Source organism: Candidatus Pelagibacter sp. HIMB1483, from assembly GCF_052048135.1.
Lineage (GTDB): Bacteria > Pseudomonadota > Alphaproteobacteria > Pelagibacterales > Pelagibacteraceae > Pelagibacter.
Genome location: NZ_JBNAIM010000002.1, coordinates 241611 through 258029, shown reverse-complemented (window position 1 = coordinate 258029; position 16419 = coordinate 241611). Strand labels below are relative to the sequence as shown.

17 protein-coding genes are annotated in these 16419 nt (G+C 28.6%); 5 read left to right on the top strand and 12 right to left on the bottom strand.

The annotated features are described in order from the left end of the window. Nucleotides 1-29: 29 nt before the first annotated feature. Both ACTTAV_RS02025 and ACTTAV_RS02020 read right to left on the bottom strand, forming a co-directional pair. Nucleotides 30-1217, bottom strand: a complete 1188-nt coding sequence (locus tag ACTTAV_RS02025; protein WP_440669852.1) for a class I SAM-dependent methyltransferase — start codon at nt 1215-1217, stop codon at nt 30-32. A 1-nt stretch (nt 1218) separates the two neighbouring features. Further along, complete coding sequence (locus tag ACTTAV_RS02020) at nt 1219-2103, bottom strand: dihydrodipicolinate synthase family protein (protein WP_440669850.1); 885 nt, start codon at nt 2101-2103, stop codon at nt 1219-1221. Nucleotides 2104-2152: 49 nt separating this feature from the next. Here ACTTAV_RS02020 and ACTTAV_RS02015 point away from each other — a divergent pair, with 49 nt between their 5' ends. Then, nucleotides 2153-3112 carry a glycosyltransferase family 9 protein gene (locus ACTTAV_RS02015; RefSeq protein ID WP_440669849.1) on the top strand — a complete coding sequence of 320 codons (960 nt, stop codon included), beginning with the start codon at nt 2153-2155 and terminating at the stop codon, nt 3110-3112. On the opposite strand, the gene ACTTAV_RS02010 is transcribed toward ACTTAV_RS02015, so the two are convergent. Next, the gene (locus ACTTAV_RS02010; RefSeq protein ID WP_440669847.1) at nt 3109-3612 is read right to left on the bottom strand and encodes a J domain-containing protein; all 504 of its coding nucleotides are present in this window, start codon (nt 3610-3612) and stop codon (nt 3109-3111) included. The genes ACTTAV_RS02015 and ACTTAV_RS02010 overlap by 4 nt on opposite strands. A gap of 16 nt (nt 3613-3628) precedes the next feature. On the opposite strand from ACTTAV_RS02010, the gene ACTTAV_RS02005 reads away from it, so the two are divergent. Both ACTTAV_RS02005 and ACTTAV_RS02000 read left to right on the top strand, forming a co-directional pair. Further along, nucleotides 3629-5704, top strand: coding sequence for a S9 family peptidase (locus ACTTAV_RS02005; RefSeq protein WP_440669846.1), 2076 nt, complete (start codon nt 3629-3631; stop codon nt 5702-5704). A gap of 100 nt (nt 5705-5804) precedes the next feature. Next, nucleotides 5805-6251: an Hsp20 family protein gene (locus ACTTAV_RS02000; protein ID WP_440669844.1), complete on the top strand. Its 447-nt coding sequence runs from the start codon at nt 5805-5807 to the stop codon at nt 6249-6251. 47 nt (nt 6252-6298) lie between these two features. On the opposite strand, the gene ACTTAV_RS01995 is transcribed toward ACTTAV_RS02000, so the two are convergent. Further along, nucleotides 6299-7621, bottom strand: a complete 1323-nt coding sequence (locus ACTTAV_RS01995; RefSeq protein ID WP_440669843.1) for a uracil-xanthine permease family protein — start codon at nt 7619-7621, stop codon at nt 6299-6301. Nucleotides 7622-7735: 114 nt separating this feature from the next. Further along, nucleotides 7736-8038: a hypothetical protein gene (locus tag ACTTAV_RS01990; RefSeq protein WP_440669842.1), complete on the bottom strand. Its 303-nt coding sequence runs from the start codon at nt 8036-8038 to the stop codon at nt 7736-7738. A 147-nt stretch (nt 8039-8185) separates the two neighbouring features. On the opposite strand from ACTTAV_RS01990, the gene ACTTAV_RS01985 reads away from it, so the two are divergent. Beyond that, nucleotides 8186-9469, top strand: coding sequence for an NCS2 family permease (locus ACTTAV_RS01985; RefSeq protein ID WP_440669841.1), 1284 nt, complete (start codon nt 8186-8188; stop codon nt 9467-9469). Between the two features lie 53 nt (nt 9470-9522). On the opposite strand, the gene ACTTAV_RS01980 is transcribed toward ACTTAV_RS01985, so the two are convergent. The 6 genes from ACTTAV_RS01980 to uraH are packed head-to-tail and all read right to left on the bottom strand — an operon-like array spanning nt 9523 to nt 15539. Next, nucleotides 9523-10047: a phosphoribosyltransferase gene (locus ACTTAV_RS01980; RefSeq protein ID WP_440669839.1), complete on the bottom strand. Its 525-nt coding sequence runs from the start codon at nt 10045-10047 to the stop codon at nt 9523-9525. Nucleotides 10048-10062: 15 nt separating this feature from the next. Beyond that, nucleotides 10063-10974: a urate hydroxylase PuuD gene (locus ACTTAV_RS01975; RefSeq protein ID WP_440669838.1), complete on the bottom strand. Its 912-nt coding sequence runs from the start codon at nt 10972-10974 to the stop codon at nt 10063-10065. After that, on the bottom strand, nt 10975-11445 hold the full coding sequence (locus ACTTAV_RS01970) for a nucleoside deaminase (protein ID WP_440669837.1): 471 nt from the start codon (nt 11443-11445) through the stop codon (nt 10975-10977). A gap of 4 nt (nt 11446-11449) precedes the next feature. Then, nucleotides 11450-13753 carry a xanthine dehydrogenase molybdopterin binding subunit gene (xdhB, locus tag ACTTAV_RS01965; protein ID WP_440669836.1) on the bottom strand — a complete coding sequence of 768 codons (2304 nt, stop codon included), beginning with the start codon at nt 13751-13753 and terminating at the stop codon, nt 11450-11452. Next, the gene (gene xdhA, locus ACTTAV_RS01960) at nt 13753-15189 is read right to left on the bottom strand and encodes a xanthine dehydrogenase small subunit (protein WP_440669834.1); all 1437 of its coding nucleotides are present in this window, start codon (nt 15187-15189) and stop codon (nt 13753-13755) included. The genes xdhB and xdhA overlap by 1 nt, the downstream gene beginning before the upstream one ends. After that, a complete protein-coding gene (uraH, locus tag ACTTAV_RS01955; protein WP_440669832.1) occupies nt 15189-15539 on the bottom strand; it encodes a hydroxyisourate hydrolase in 351 nt (116 codons plus the stop codon). The genes xdhA and uraH overlap by 1 nt, the downstream gene beginning before the upstream one ends. A gap of 65 nt (nt 15540-15604) precedes the next feature. Between uraH and uraD the strand changes: the two genes are divergently transcribed. Continuing rightward, a complete protein-coding gene (gene uraD, locus ACTTAV_RS01950) occupies nt 15605-16105 on the top strand; it encodes a 2-oxo-4-hydroxy-4-carboxy-5-ureidoimidazoline decarboxylase (RefSeq protein WP_440669831.1) in 501 nt (166 codons plus the stop codon). Here uraD and ACTTAV_RS01945 read toward each other — a convergent pair. Further along, the gene (locus tag ACTTAV_RS01945; protein ID WP_440669830.1) at nt 16102-16413 is read right to left on the bottom strand and encodes a c-type cytochrome; all 312 of its coding nucleotides are present in this window, start codon (nt 16411-16413) and stop codon (nt 16102-16104) included. The genes uraD and ACTTAV_RS01945 overlap by 4 nt on opposite strands. Nucleotides 16414-16419: the final 6 nt, after the last annotated feature.

Here is a 16419-nt window from a genome sequence, read left to right as displayed (position 1 = left end):
TTTTGAGGAAATAAGATTCTATCAATAATTTATTGATAAATATAGTCCCTAGTAACAGGAGTTGATCTATAATTTTTCGTAAGTTGAAATTGATATACAACTTGATCTCCCCACTTGAATGCCATTTCACAACCAGCAAGATAAAATTCCCACATTCTGAAAAATTTATCATCAAACATATCAATTATTTTATCTTTATTTTTTAAACAATTTTCTTTCCAATGTCTTAATGTGTGAGAATAATGAAGTCTTAAAACCTCAATATCTGTCACTATTAAACCTGCATTTTCTATTGGAGTGGTAACCTCACTCAAACTTGGCGTGTAACCTCCAGGAAAAATATATTTTGTTATCCATGGATGAGGGTCTCTTGGTGGATTAACTGATCCAATTGTATGTACTAATGAAACTCCATCTTCTTTTAATAAATTCTCAATCTGATTAAAAAATTTTTTATAGAATTTTCTTCCAACGTGTTCAAACATTCCCACACTTACAATTCGATCAAATTTTTCCTTTAATTCTCTATAATCCATTAATTTAAATTTCACTTGGTTTTCTAAATTCATCTCTTTAGCTTTTTGTTTACAATAATTAAGCTGATTTTCTGACAAAGTAATTCCAGTCACTTCACACTTTGCACTTTTTGCTATATCAATAGCAAGTGATCCCCATCCACATCCTATATCTAAAACTTTTTGATTAGATTTAATGTTCAATTTTTTAATTATATGTTGGATTTTATTATTTTGGGCAGTCTCAAGACTATCGTTCTCATTTTTGAAATATGCACATGAGTATTGTCTTTTTGGATCTAAAAATAAATCATACAGATCATCTTTAATATCATAATGATGAGAAACATTCATTTTAGATTTTTTAATAAAATTAAAATTAGTTAAGTATCTGTAAGATCCTCTCAATCTATTAATTAAATAACTAAAAAAATTTAGCTCACCTCTTCCAATATTCATTAAGGCTAAATCTAAAAAATCTGTCAATGATCCATTCTCGATAATTATATCTCCATTTGTATACGCCTCTCCAAAATAAAGGTCAGGATGAAATAGCAATTTATAATGAAGGCTTTTATTTAGAATTTTTAATCGAATTGGATTGTTGTCTGGTTCACCAATTATATAATCTTTTGAATTGGCATCTGTTAAAATAAAACCTCCTTTTTTAAAAATTTTATTTAAAAAACTTGCCAATTGCATTTTAAGCTGCCTGTTGTGAATTTGATTTAAAATTAAGATCTTTTAGATCTTGCATAAGTTGTTTTTCATCTGAAGTATTTAAGAGACTTAAAGGTGGTAACAAATTTTTATAAATCTCATCATCTTTAGAAAAGAATGTATGAAGTGATGAAATTAAATTATATTTTTCAAAAGCAGCTCTTACATCAATTAATTTTTGATTATTTAACTGATCTTTATTATTTATAAAATCATCATATACGCTCCGCGCAAGCTGTGAAGTGGCATTACAAGTAGCTGTTATAATTCCTGAACAACCATGTTCTAAACCTTTTAATAATTTTGCTTCAGAACCTGGCATAACTGAAAAGTTATCTAGCTTTAAATTTTCAAATAAATTATATGAACTATCTTTTACTCCAACTATTTGCTCAGGAAATTTCTTAACAAGTTCTTCAACACATTCAATGCTAAATTTGTAACCACTCAATTTTTCAAAATTATACAACACTATTTCACTTTCAGGTACAGCATCAACGATTTTTGAATAAAAATTTATTACATCCTTATCTTGATATTTGTAATAAGCAGGTGGCATAATCAAAAATTTTTTAAAACCTAATGAGAGTGATATTTTTAAAAAATTAATTGTTTCATTTAATGAATTCATTCCAGTTCCAATTAAATGTTTGTCTTTATATTTTGAATTTGAAAGAATATTTAATAGCTTGATCTTTTCTGAAATTGGAATTAACTGAGCTTGTCCAGTGCTTCCAAAAATTGCTGTTCCATGACAACCCTGATCAATGAGATTTTCGGCATGATTTATTGTTTTTTCAATGTTAAGGCTTAAATCTGGATTAAGCACTGACATTGAAGCTGCGAATATCCCACTTATTTTTGTCATAATAAAAATTTATATAAAAAAAATGATTAGTAAAGTTTATAAATAACTTATGAAAATATTAGCTATCCAAAATAGAATGGGTATTGGAGATACTGTAATTTTTTTACCTTTTATTAAGGCTATATCAAAAAAATATAACTCACCTATTAGTATATTGGTCAAGGAAAATACAAAAGCTGAACAGTTTTTATATGAAACGAATTATATTGATAAAATTTTAATTCTAGAAAGAGATCGAAATAATAATAATCATGGAGGTTTTTTTGGAACTTTTAAATTAATAAATTATATAAAAAAATATAAATTTGATAAAATTTTTATATTTAATTCGTCCCTTAGATTTTATTTGATCGCAAAACTTTGTGGTATACCTGAAATTTTCCAATATCCTTTATTAAATAAAACTGGTCAACATATTATTGATACTCCAAAAAAATTTTTAAAAGATAAATTGAATATTTATGTTAACGATGATCCTAAAATTCAAATCAATAATTCAATAGTTTCACAAACAATTACTAAATATAAAATAAATAAAAACGATATTAATATTCTTTTAGGAATTGGTGGCTCAGGTCCTACAAAAAGAGTACCATCAAAAATATTTTTGAGTTTTATTGATAAAATAACAAAAGTTAAAAATTGCAAATTTTTTCTTGCAACTGGTAAAAATAAAGAGGAACAAATTATATTGAATGAAATACTCAATTCAAAATATAAGAATAATTGTGTACCTCTTGACGATTTAAAAATAAAAGAAATTTTACCAATAATTAAAAATTGTAATTTATCAATTTGTAACGACTCTAGTTTTAGTCATTTATCAGCTGCATTAGATGTAAAAACAATAACCTTAATGGTAGATACACCAATAATTTATGGAAATTATAATTCTAAAATGTTTCCAATTATTCCAGATGGTGAAAAAACTGTCAGCCACCATACTTCTGGTAAGAATAAAATAAATCCACAAAAAATATTTGATAAAACAATTGAAATTTTAAATTAAGAAATATCATTTAGCACAATATCCTTAGCTTCATTTACAATTGAAGACAATCTAGAGGTTTCTGGTGATACATCGGGGTGAATTTTTTTTTGTATCTTTACGTATGCTTTATTTACATCTTCTTTTGTAATTTTCTTATTCATATCTAAATTTAAAATTTTATAAGCTTCTGAAACCGATATAGAGGATGAGTTATTTGAACCAGACTGATTAAATGAAAATCTTCCTGATCTTCTCAAGGTTTGAATAAGTCTAAATAAAGATATTAATTGAAAAATTGATAAACCTTTTAATTTTAATAAAGCTAAACTTGCTAAAGTTAGGGGTAAAGTAAGCAAAAATCTTCCAGCAACAGCAAATAGAATTGCTAAAACTATTAATCCTAAAACTAAAATAATTCTTAGGCCTTTCGATATCTTTTTTGAAGAAATGTTACTTATAAATTTAAGAAGAAAGTAAAAAATGGTCAAAATAACTAGTGTATAAATTATTATATTCATATATTTCTTCTTTTTTATGAAAGTACCACAACTTAGAAAAAAACCAGAAATAAAATCTTGTCACAATGTTACTTGGGAAGATAATTATAGCTGGATACACCAAAAAGATATTTTAGAAGTTTTAAAAGATAAAAATAAGTTAGATCCAGAGGTAAAAGAATATCTAATTAAAGAAAATAATTTCACTGATTATCATTTAAAAGAAACTAAGCCATTACAAAAAAAATTATTTGATGAAATTAAAGGTAGAATTAAGCTTGATGATGAATCTCTTCCCTATAGAGATCATACTTATGATTACTGGACAAAAACTACAGTTGAAGGAAACTACTCGATAAAACTTAGAAAAAAAATAAATTCTAAGGATGTTGAAGAAATCTGGAATGGAGATAAGGAAAAAGAAAAGTTAGGAGTTGAATATTTTGGAGTTGGTGATTTAGAAGTGAGTCATGATGATAAACTTCTGGCATACTCTTTGGATACAAAAGGATCTGAATATTACACAATTTTTATCAAAGATATCTCCTCTAATCGAATAGTAACAAAAGAAATTAAAGAAACATCTGGCAGCATAATTTTTAGTTTAGATGATAAATATATTTTTTATTCAAAACTAGATAACAATCATCGAGCTAGAAAAATTTTTAGGCATAAAATTGGAAATTTTGATGATGAAGATGAATTAATCTTCGAAGAAAAAAGTGAAGCTTTCACAGTAAGCATAGGTATAAGTTCAGATGAAAAATATTATTTTATTTCAACATCAGATCACAATACCTCTGAACAATATTATTTTTCTATAAATGAAAAACTTCCTAAACCAAAACTCATAATTAAAAGAGAAAAGGGAATTCTGTACTCTGTAAATTCTTGGGATGGAAAATTTTATAATCATACAAATAAAGATGCTGAAGATTTTAAGATTGATATTTCTGAAAGTTTAGAAAAACAGAATTGGAAACCTTTTGTTACTGGAAAAAATGAGGTCCTTGTTGGGGGCTGTATATTTTTAAAAAATTGGATAATTCGTTCAGAGACTTCAGAAGCATTAGATAAATTATTTGTAAGAAATATTTCTACAGACAAGGAGGAGGAATTAACTTTTTCTGAAGAAAAAGTGTGTGTGCCAAATATTTCTTTAAAACAAAAAGATAGAAACACTGATGAAATTTATATTGGATATTCTTCTCCAAAAACACCTTCTAGAGTTTATTCTTATAATCTTTTAACAAAATCTAAAAAACTTTTGAAAGAACAAGAAATTCCATCTGGACATAATCCTGATGATTATATTGTTGAAAGAGTTGAATATGAGTCTCACGATGGCAGAATGGTTCCGCTTACAATTACAAGACACAAAAAAACTAAAATTGATGGTTCAGCAAACCTACTTCTATATGGATATGGTTCATATGGAAATTCTATGAGTCCAAGTTTTTCATCTACGAGACTAAGTCTTATTGATAGAGATATAATTTGGGCAACCGCACATATTAGGGGTGGGATGGAAAAAGGTATGAAGTGGTGGAAAGAAGGAAAACTTACAAATAAAAAAAATACATTTGAAGATTATATTTATGCAGCAAAATATTTAATTGAAAAAAAATACTCCGCAAATAAAAAAATAATTGGAATGGGTGGTTCAGCTGGAGGGTTATTAATGGGAGCTGTGGTAAATAAAGAACCACAATTATTCTTAGGAATTATTATGGCCGTACCATTTGTAGATTCTCTTACTACCAATCTTGATCACTCTTTACCTTTGACGGTTGGTGAATTTGATGAGTTTGGAAATGCTAAAGATAATAAAGAACATTTTGATTATATATTTTCTTATGCACCCTATAACAATATAAAAAAAATGGACTACCCACACATTTTAATTACTACAAGCTTAAGTGACAATAGAGTGTTATTTGATGAACCAGCAAAATTTACTGCAAAACTAAGGGACTTTAAAACAGATAACAATCTTTTACTTTTAAAAACTGAAATGAATGCAGGACATGGTGGTAAATCAGGTCGAGATGGGGCCATTGAAGAGATAGCTTTCGATTATGCATTTGCATTAAAGATTTCAAAAAAAAATTGATTTAACAATCTTGAAAAAATTAAACTAATTACCATATATAATTTGTTGGTCGCCTTATGGGGCTAACAAAAATAAACTTGCTTAAAAAAGGAGGATATATATGACAAGTAAGGATCTATCTATATTTAACTCACTAAGACCATTTTCAATAGGTTTTGACGATATGTTTGACCAATTTGAAAATATGTTGGGCAATGGTGCAATGACTATGCAGTCAAACTATCCACCATACAACATTAGAAAAACTGGTAAGGACAACTACGCCATAGAAGTTGCTTTAGCTGGTTTTAATAAAAAAGATGTCGAGGTTGAGTTTGAGGATAATTTATTGACTGTAAAAACTAAACAGGTTGATAAATCTGAGAACAAAAATGCTGATGGAGAGATTATCCATAAAGGTATTTCTCAAAGACAATTTGCAAGATCATTTACTATTGCTGATGATGTAAAAGTGAGTGGTGCTGAACTTAAAGATGGTCTTTTAACAATATCTTGTGAAAGAATTGTTCCTGAGCATAAAAAGAAAAAACTTATTGAAATTAAATAAGTTAAGCCTTGCTTGTGGGGATAAATCCCCACAAGTTTTATATTAAATTATTTTTTTGCCATTACTGCATTTAAAACAAATGCCAATAATCCAGCTGGTATTAATCCAGTAGTTAATAAAAGCTTTAAACTTATACCAAAATCTGGAATATTTTTTACAAAGTCTGGTAATAGAGACATTCCGATACCAAAAGAAAGAGAAAGTCCTAAAATTAACATGTTTCTCTGACTCATTTCCGATTTTGAAACAAGTTTTATTCCTGCAGATGCTATCATACCAAACATTATAATTGCAGCTCCACCAATTACAGATTCTGGCATTGCAGCAATAATACCTCCAAGTTTAGGAAATAAACCCATTAGTATTAAAATCACTCCTGCAACTGTTCCAACATGTCTGCTTACAACACCAGTGAATGCAACTAGTCCAGCATTTTGAGAGTATGATGTATTTGGCATTGCATTAAATAGTGCACCAAAAGCAGTTCCTACTCCATCAGCCATTATACCACCTGATAATTCTTTATCAGTAGCTTCTCTCTTAGCGCCTCCCATTGTTGTGGCACTAATATCACCGATAGTTTCAATTGTTGTTACAATTGACATGAACAACATTAAAATTATAGCTCCAGGCACAAAATCAATTCCATACTGAAGTGGTGTTGGAAAAGCAAACCATGCAGCTGAGGAAATTTTACCATAATTGACCATTCCTAAAGCCATAGCAACTATATAGCCTGCAATTATACCTATAAGGATTGAAGCTGAAGACATCATTCCTTTACCCTTCATATTAAAAAATAAAGAAACAATTAAAACAGTAAATGCAATTGTTAAATGATTAGCATTGGCAAATAATTCAGGCTTATTATTCATCAACCAGCCACCACCACCTGCATACATAAACCCTACTTTTAATAAACTAAATCCAATCATTAAAACCACTATTCCAGTTACAAGTGGTGGAAATAAATGTCTTATTGGTTTTAAAACTTTACCAATAAAAAATTGAAAAATACCTCCAATAAAAGCTGCTGTGAAAACCGCACCTAATCCTGCTGCTTTAAAAGGCAACATAATTGGTATAAATGCAAAACTTGTTCCTTGAATAATTGGTAATCTAGATCCAATATCTTTATATCCAATTGTTTGGATAATTGTTGCTACCCCTGCAACAAATAATGCCATTTGAATTAAAAATATTTTTTGTTCAGGTGTTTGACCAAATACTCCAGCAACAATAATTGGAACAGTAATATTTCCAGCAAACATAGCCAGAACATGCTGTATACCCAAAGGTATAGTTTTATTCATTGGAAGTTTTTGGTTTGGATTACCTGTAGATCTATTATTTGATCTTTTTGACGCCATGTATCCTCCGTTTGTTTTTCTAACCTTAAAACAAATCAATTTGAATGTAAAATTTAACTAATTCAATTAAATGTGAATTTTTATTAAATTATTGTTCAATTTGGGGTGATTATTTTAGATACACCCACTCGAAGTAAAACTCTCAATAATATTATTTTGATTAATTTCGAATTTTCTCTCGCAAGGAATTCCATATTTTTTTGTTTTATAAACAAATACCTTGTTGCCTGACTCATTAATGTAGTCTTCTGTAGGATTTCCTAATTCAATTTTTAAATCATTCATCTCTTTCCCAACTAATTTTCCATATTTTGCATTTTCTTTTTCAGCAATAGAGTCTGATTTTTCTTTTATTGTTTGGCATCCTGAAAAAATAAAAAAAATTGATAAAATGACTAATAAATTTTTTAAATTCATTTTAAAAATGTATCACAAAATAAGGACAAATAATTAACCTAAGAGTTGTAAATTTGATTGAATTAGTAACAATTCCTCATAAATGAACACACTACAACAGGATTTTTTGAATCGAATCAAATACTGTACCTTAAAAATGGAGGTCTAATGTTAGATAACTACTTTAAATATAAACAACATAAGACGGACTTTAAAACAGAAGTTGTGGCTGGAGTGTCAACTTTTTTGACTATGGCTTACATTATGTTTTTAAATCCACTTATATTGTCTGAAGGAGGCTTTGATAGAGGTGGTGTTTTTACCGCAACTGCTTGTGCGACGGCACTAGCTTGCTTTATCTGTGCTTTCTACGCAAAGACTTGGCCTGTTGGACTTGCGCCTGGTATGGGAATAAACGCGTTTATTGCATATGGTGTATGTCTTGGAATGAATTATACGCCTGAAGAAGCTTTAGGTGCTGTATTAGTTGCAGGTGTAGTGTTCTTGATAATTTCACTAACACCAATCAGGGCTTGGTTAATAAACTCAATTCCAAAAAGTTTAAAACTCGGAATAGGAGCTGGAATTGGATTATTCTTAGCAATTATAGGATTCCAAATAATGGGATTAACCGCAGATAATCCAGCAACTTTGGTAGGTCTTGGAGATTTATCAAATCCACTTTTATTACTTGGTGCTGGAGCTTTTGTTTCAATGATTGTGATGGAACAAAAAGGTATCAAAGGAAATATAATTATTGGAATTGTAGGATTTAGTGCAATCGCTTGGGTAACAGGTTTAGGAGATTTCTATGGTGTTGTATCAGCACCACCATCAATGACTTATCTCTTTAAATTTGATCTAGGTGCTGCGCTTTCAGCTTCAATGGTAACAGTAATATTTACTTTATTCTTTATCGATTTTTTTGATACAGCTGGAACACTAACAAGTGTTGCAAATGTTTCTGGAAAAATTGGAAGAGATGGTAAAATACAAGACATTGATAAAGCAATGCTATCAGACAGTGTGTCTACAGTTGCTGGTGCCATGATGGGTACTTCTACTGTAACTACTTATGTCGAGTCAGCTGCAGGAGTGAAAGCAGGTGGTAGAACTGGAATGACATCTTTGGTAATAGGTATTCTATTTCTTTTATGTTTATTCTTTAGTCCACTTGCAACAAGCTTACCAAAAGAAATAGATGGGGCTGCGCTTATATATATTGCAACACTTTTTGTTAGAAATATAACTGATATTGAGTGGAATGATATATCTGAGTCAGGTCCTGCTGTTCTTGCTATGATAGCAATGCCATTTACATATTCTATATCACATGGAATTGCATTGGCATTTATTTCATACGCTGCAGTAAAACTTGTAACAGGTAGATTTGATACAAATCCTGCTATTTGGATTATTGCTATAGCAAGTGTAATAAGTTTTGCTATATAAATTATAGAGATATATTTAAATTTTTTAAAAGGCGGTCTTTTAGATCGCCTTTTTTATTTTTTATGTTTTTTTTTAATTTCTTCTATTCTAATTTCTTCGTAAATTTCAAAGGGTTGCACAATCCAAGGGTCAGCATTTAATTTGATTGCACAGAAATCCGGGTTAAATGTGGATTTTTTTTTCTTCCACAATGTTGCTGTTTTAATATCTTCAATTTTACCTTTAATTGGTTCATATTTTTTTAACCAATCAATACTTTTGTTGAATGTAATTCCTGTATCAGATAGATCATCACACAATAAAATTCTTCCCCCCATATTAGGGGCAATAGAGCTCATTTCCCTTGAAAATACAATATCTCCTTGCTCATCCTCCACACCTTTTCCGCTGTAAGACTCAACTGCAAGATAAGCGCATTTCAATTTAAAAATTCTACTAAGTACATCAATCATTGGAGCAGCACCTCGCATAATTCCAATCAATATTGTTGGCTTATAGTCACTTTCCTCTATCTGAATTGCCAACTTTTCAACTGTATTGTTATAGTCTTCCCAGCTAACAATTAATTTATCTGACATTTTAATATTAATATATTACGTTTTAAATATAAATATAACTGCAGCAAGTAATAGCAAAGCAATTATTGAAGTAAATAAAATACTTGGTTTATTAATATTTCTACCTCTTAAGTTAAAATAATGTCTTCCAAGTGCTGATATAATTGCGATTAGACATAAAATTAACCAATTATATTTGTGATAAACTAAAAAGCTATAATGCCCTGATAACATTATGAATAACACTAAAAATGTTGAATAATTGTTATGTATTGATCTTTGTTTAGCAGCTAAAGATAAGCTCATATCAAATTCTTTATTATTCTTGGCACTATTAATAATGTTCATCTGATTTGGAATTATTACAGTAAAAACATTAGCAAACATATTTGTTCCTATAATTAAACCAACACTTAAAAATGCAAATTTTGCCCCAAATACTTTTGTTAAACCAAATGATAAAAGGCCTAATAAAATTAACATCGTGGTCAAAAATAAAAAATTATTTTTTATTAGTCTAGATTTGCACAAAAAGTCATAAACAACCCAAGATAAAATTAATGATAAAACTGAATAAGAAATTGCAGTTAATGGGGATATTTCTAAAACTCTTTTATCAACTATTAATACACCTGAGTTGTAATAATATATAACCACCAGCAATAGTATCCCAGTGACAAATGTTAAATAACTTTGCCACTTAAAAATCACAAGTTGATTTAGATAAGATTTATTTGGAGAAGTTTTTAACCTAGATAGCTTATAAAAGAAACCTGAATGCATTAGATATCCTTCACCATCTGCATTTTCTGAGCTTATATTTTTATTTAATTTATTATCTAGATAATTAAACAGAAAACTATTTCCAACCCACAGGATTGCAAATAATACGTGGCCCCATCTCAATATTACCTCTGACCATTTAAGTGCGTATGTGAAAACTTCCATTTAATATTTAATCTTATCTTCTTTATTTTGCCAAATCTTAAATGCTTCAAGTGCTTCGTCTCTATTTAGTTGAGTCATTTTAATTTTTCTTTCATTTATTTCTTTTTTAACTTCTGAATAGATAAATGAATCATCAAAATCTATGTCTTTTGCATCCATTCTGGTATTTGCATAATATATGTTGTCTACATGTGACCAATATATCGCCGATAAACACATGGGGCATGGCTCACAACTTGTGTAAAGATCACATCCCTTTAAAAAAAAATTATTTAATTTTTTACACGCATTTCGAATTGCAACTATTTCTGCATGAGCTGTTGGGTCATTATTTGATGTTACTTGATTGTGTCCCTCAGCAATTATTTGATTATCTTTCACTACAACACATCCAAATGGGCCACCCTTGGCTTTTGCACTCTTTATAGAAAGCTCTATAGCTTTCATCATGAACTTAGAATTATTAGACATCAATTTAAATTATATTTTTTAATTTATTTATACTCAATAATATTTTTTCAGGTGTTGCTGGAGCATCAATAATTGGTGATTTTTTATAATTTGCTGTAGAAGCAATTGCATCTTTAATTGCAAAAAAAACACTCATTGCCAGCATAAGTGGAGGTTCTCCAGTAGTTTTTGCTTTGTTCACAACTTTTTCAACATTTAAACCTTTTTTAAAAATTTCAACATTAAATTTTTTTGGAATATCGTTTATTGCAGGTATTTTATAAGTTGATGGAGAATAAGTTTTAATTTTTCCAGACTTATCCCAAACAACTTCCTCCATTGTTAACCAACCTTGACCTTGAACGAATCCTCCTTCTATTTGGCCGTGTTCAAGAGCTGGGTTAATCGCATTTCCAACATCGTGTAGAATATCAACTCTATCTAGAACACTCTCACCTGTAAAAGTATCAATAGTAACCTCTGTGACTGCTGCTCCATAACAAAAATAGTAAAATGGCCTGCCTTTGAAAGTTTTTTTATTGAAATTAATTTTTGGTGTAGAGTAAAAGCCGGAAGATGAAAGAGATATTCTGTTTAAATAGGCCTGCTTAATTATCTCCTCAAAATTAAATATTCTATTTCCAACGTATATATTTCCATTTTTATATAAAGGTTCAATTTTAGAAAAAATCTTATATTTTTTTTTGATAAATTTATTCAAATTGGATTTGATTTTTGAAACTGCATTTAGGGTAGCTGCTCCATTTAAATCAGTTGTCGAAGAAGCTGCACTAGCTGAAGTGTTAGGAACTTTTGATGTATTGGTAGATGAAATTTGTACTTTTTCATAAGGTAAACCAAATGAGTTTGCTACTAACTGTGCAATTTTTGTATGTGTGCCCTGACCCATTTCAATACCACCATGATTCATATGGATACTTCCATCTGTATAAACATGAACAAGAGCGCCTGCTTGATTAAGATGTATTGTGGTAAAAGATATTCCAAATTTAACAGGTGTTATTGCAATACCTTTTTTTTTAAATTTGTTTCTTTGATTAAATTTTTTAATTTCACTATACCTTTTTTTATAATTTGATTTAATTTTTAAATCTTCAAATATTTCATTAATAACATTGTCATTAATTTTCATTCCATAATAAGTTATATTTCTACTTTTTTTTCCATAAAAATTCCTCTTTCTAACTTCAGAAGGATCTTTGTTTAAGTGTCGAGATATGTTGTCAATGATATTTTCAATAGCCATCATACCTTGATTTCCACCAAATCCTCTGAAAGCTGTTGAAGAAGCAGTATTAGTTTTACATAAATAATTTTTTATTTCTAAATCTGTTAAACAATATGCATTATCAATATGTAATAAAGCTCTTTCATTTATTGCAAGTGAAAGATCTGGAGACATTCCACATCGAGATGCAAGTTTTAATTTTAAACCATTAATGCAACCATCATCATCAAATCCTACCTCATAATCAGAATAAAAATCGTGTCTTTTTCCAGTTATGATTATATCGTCATCTCTATCCAACCTAAGCTTTATTGGTTTTTTGGTTTTATGAGATAAAAGAGCACAAATAGCAGAAGTCATAAAATTAGTCTCCTTACCACCAAACCCTCCACCAATTCTTCTTACTAAAACATCAATTGAGTTACTTTTTTGATTTAACATTTTTGCAATAATCTGTTGCGTTTCAGAAGGATGTTGGGTTGAACTATAAACTGTATAATTATTATCTTCTTTAGGGATCACAAAAGCAACCTGTCCCTCCAAATAAAAATGTTCTTGGCTGCCAGTTGTGAAATTACCTTTAATTTTATTTTTTGACTTTTCTATTTTTTGATTTGGATTACCTTTTTTTATAATTCTAGGTTTGAATAATAAGCTATTTCTTTTTAAAGCATCATCAATTGTAACTATTGGTTTTAAATCTTGATAAAAAACTTTTGCTTTTAATACAGCTTTTCTGGCAAGCTCTATTGTAGTTGCAGCAACTGCAAAAAGTGGTTGCCCATAATATTCCACTTTATCTTTTGGAAAAATAGGATCACCATCAAATACAGGTCCTACATCATTACGACCTGGTATATCAGAATGAGTTACTACGGTTAAGACTCCTTCACTATTTTTAACAGCATCTAAATCAACTCTTTTAATCTTTGCATGTGCATTTCTACTCCACCCTATAGCACCATAAAGTGTATTTAATGGTTCACTAATATCATCAGTATATTTTGCTAATCCTGAAACATGTTTGGCTCCACTATCATGAGCTATACTCTTATTGAATAAAGAATTATCACTTTTCATCAGTTTATCCTAATGTTCCTTTTGGTTTTTATTTCATAAAAAAATTTCATTAAAAGATTTCTAGCAATTTCTAATCTATAATTTTTACTTGCTCTCATGTCACCAATTGGTGAAAAATCATCTTTAATCAAATTCTGAGCATTTAAAAAAAGCTCTTCAGAAAACACTGAATTATTAAGTTTTTTTTCAATTGAAGTTGCTCGTTTTGGTATTTCAGACATTCCACCATAAGCTATTTTTGCTTCTACTATCTTATTATTTTCAATCAAAAAATTAAATGAGGCACATACGGTTGAAATGTCATCATCAAATCTTTTTGAAATTTTATATGCTCTAAAATAGTTTTTCTTACTTATCGGTATTTTTACTGAATAAACAAAATCACCTTTTTTTAGCTTTGTTTTTCTATAAGAAATAAAAAATTTATTTAAAGGTATTGTTTTTAGACCACTTTTAGTTTGAATTTTAACAACAGCATCCAAACTTAATAATAAGGGCAATGTATCACCAATTGGTGAAGCTGTAGCAATATTTCCCGATATTGTTCCAACATTTCTTATTTGAACTGAACCATATCTTTTCAATATATTATAAAAATCTAAATAATAAGATTTAATTATATTTTGAAAATCATATAAAGAAACTCCAGCTCCAACTTCTATAAAATTTTTATTTTTCTTAACAAAATTTAATTCTTTAACAGAATTTAGAGAAATAATGTTTTTAATTTCTCCTCTTAATTTTGTAACTTCTAAAGATAAATCTGTTCCACCACTTAAAAAGTGAGCATTAGGATTTTTTTTGATAATTTTTTTTAAACTATTTGTAGATCTTGGTGAATAATATTTTTTATCTTTATAAGTAATTTCGATTTCATTGTTATTAATTTTTTTCAGTAACTTTATAATTTTTATTTGATCTTTTTTAAAATGATCATTGTCTTTTTTATTGTTTAGGCTTTTAGCTGCATCAATAATTGGTCTATACCCAGTGCATCTACACAAATTACCAGAGAGTGTTTCTTCAATAATTTCATCATTGAATTTTTTAAAATTTTTATACATTGCAAATAATGACATAATGAATCCGGGGGTACAAAAACCACATTGCGAACCATGAAATTTTACCATTGCTTCTTGAATAGGATGCAATTGATTTTTTTTGGACATTAAATTTTCAACTAAAATTAAATGTTTTCCATTAATTGAGGGCAAAAAACTTATACAAGAGTTAATTGATTTATATATCAGCTTTGAATTTTTTAATTCTCCAAGAACAACTGTGCAAGCACCACATCCACCTTCTGCACATCCTTCTTTAGTTCCATTTTTTTTTAAATCATTTCTAATGTAATCTAGAACTGTTTTATTGGGATCAGGATTTTTTATACTATAAATTTTATTGTTATAGATAAATTGTATCGTGTTGGAAACCATTAGCTTCCTCTATAAGTTGAGTAACTCCAGGGTGAGACTAGTAAAGGAACGTGATAACTTTCTTGGTTATTTGAAATGCCAAATCTAACAATTACTTCATCTAAAAATGGTGGATCTTTAGTTTCAATAATTTTGTTAAAGTAATCACCGATATAAAAAATCAACTCATATTTTCCAGATATAAATTTATCTTTTTCAACTAGGGGCTTATCTGTTCTTCCATCATTATTTAAAATCAAAGTATTAATTTTTTCTTTTTTTTCTCCATTAATAAAAAATAAATCAACTTTAATACCTTTACCTGGCTTACCAGAGTAAACATCTAAAACATGTGTCGTTAATTTGGTCATATAGTACTTATATACTATACAAAAATTCAATAATAAATATATTAAAACATCAAGTTAAAGACATAATGAATTTTATAAATAATTTAAACTCCTTATCTGAAAATGAATTTGTGTCTATTTTTGGAAGTGTGTTTGAAAAGTCAGAATGGATTGCTAATGAAGCTTATAAATTTAAACCATTTAAAGATGCAGAGGACTTAATGAATAAAATGACAAACATTTATGAAAATTGTTCTAAAGAAAAAATTCTTGAAATCTTTAATTTACATCCAAAATTAGCCATCGAAAAAAAATTGACTAACTTTTCCTCGAAAGAGCAAAGTGGAGCTAAATTAGATAAATGTACCAAAGAAGAATTGTTAGAATTTGAGAATTTAAATTCGAACTATGAAAGGAAGTTTAAATTTCCATTTATCATTGCCGTAAAAGGAAAAGATAAAAATAATATACTTAGTAATTTTAGACAAAGAGTTCAAAATGACTATTTCACAGAATTCAATGAAGCAAAATCACAAGTGAAGAAAATAGCTTTATTCCGTCTAAATGAAATTTTTATTAATAACTAATTATTTGTGCTTTTAGATACATAGTAAGAGACAGCATCTATTTCATCATCACTCAAAACTCCCATTGCTGAAGGCATTACTCCAATTCCATTTACAACTGCATTTTTAACTCTCTCAGCGACTGGTCTAATTTCATCTAAACTTGGGCCTATGTTTGCAACTGAGCCTGCATCTTTTAATGAATGACATGCGGCGCAATTTCCAGAATTAAGAAAAATCTCTTTACCTTTTAAAAAGACTTCGTCAGACGATAAATTTTGAAAAAAAAATATTTTAAAAAATAAAATAATGTAGATAAATAATTTCATGTTAAA

What these genes read in the sequence shown, in the direction of transcription:
- uraD (WP_440669831.1), top strand. Translation starts at nt 15,605, where the DNA reads ATGAATTTTATAAATAATTTAAACTCCTTATCTGAAAATGAATTTGTG.
- ACTTAV_RS01980 (WP_440669839.1), bottom strand. Translation starts at nt 10,047, where the DNA reads ATGTCAGATAAATTAATTGTTAGCTGGGAAGACTATAACAATACAGTT.
- ACTTAV_RS02005 (WP_440669846.1), top strand. Translation starts at nt 3,629, where the DNA reads ATGAAAGTACCACAACTTAGAAAAAAACCAGAAATAAAATCTTGTCAC.
- ACTTAV_RS01985 (WP_440669841.1), top strand. Translation starts at nt 8,186, where the DNA reads ATGTTAGATAACTACTTTAAATATAAACAACATAAGACGGACTTTAAA.
- ACTTAV_RS01975 (WP_440669838.1), bottom strand. Translation starts at nt 10,974, where the DNA reads ATGGAAGTTTTCACATACGCACTTAAATGGTCAGAGGTAATATTGAGA.
- ACTTAV_RS02015 (WP_440669849.1), top strand. Translation starts at nt 2,153, where the DNA reads ATGAAAATATTAGCTATCCAAAATAGAATGGGTATTGGAGATACTGTA.
- ACTTAV_RS02000 (WP_440669844.1), top strand. Translation starts at nt 5,805, where the DNA reads ATGACAAGTAAGGATCTATCTATATTTAACTCACTAAGACCATTTTCA.
- ACTTAV_RS01995 (WP_440669843.1), bottom strand. Translation starts at nt 7,621, where the DNA reads ATGGCGTCAAAAAGATCAAATAATAGATCTACAGGTAATCCAAACCAA.
- ACTTAV_RS02010 (WP_440669847.1), bottom strand. Translation starts at nt 3,612, where the DNA reads ATGAATATAATAATTTATACACTAGTTATTTTGACCATTTTTTACTTT.
- xdhA (WP_440669834.1), bottom strand. Translation starts at nt 15,189, where the DNA reads ATGGTTTCCAACACGATACAATTTATCTATAACAATAAAATTTATAGT.
- uraH (WP_440669832.1), bottom strand. Translation starts at nt 15,539, where the DNA reads ATGACCAAATTAACGACACATGTTTTAGATGTTTACTCTGGTAAGCCA.
- ACTTAV_RS01970 (WP_440669837.1), bottom strand. Translation starts at nt 11,445, where the DNA reads ATGTCTAATAATTCTAAGTTCATGATGAAAGCTATAGAGCTTTCTATA.
- ACTTAV_RS01990 (WP_440669842.1), bottom strand. Translation starts at nt 8,038, where the DNA reads ATGAATTTAAAAAATTTATTAGTCATTTTATCAATTTTTTTTATTTTT.
- xdhB (WP_440669836.1), bottom strand. Translation starts at nt 13,753, where the DNA reads ATGAAAAGTGATAATTCTTTATTCAATAAGAGTATAGCTCATGATAGT.
- ACTTAV_RS01945 (WP_440669830.1), bottom strand. Translation starts at nt 16,413, where the DNA reads ATGAAATTATTTATCTACATTATTTTATTTTTTAAAATATTTTTTTTT.
- ACTTAV_RS02020 (WP_440669850.1), bottom strand. Translation starts at nt 2,103, where the DNA reads ATGACAAAAATAAGTGGGATATTCGCAGCTTCAATGTCAGTGCTTAAT.
- ACTTAV_RS02025 (WP_440669852.1), bottom strand. Translation starts at nt 1,217, where the DNA reads ATGCAATTGGCAAGTTTTTTAAATAAAATTTTTAAAAAAGGAGGTTTT.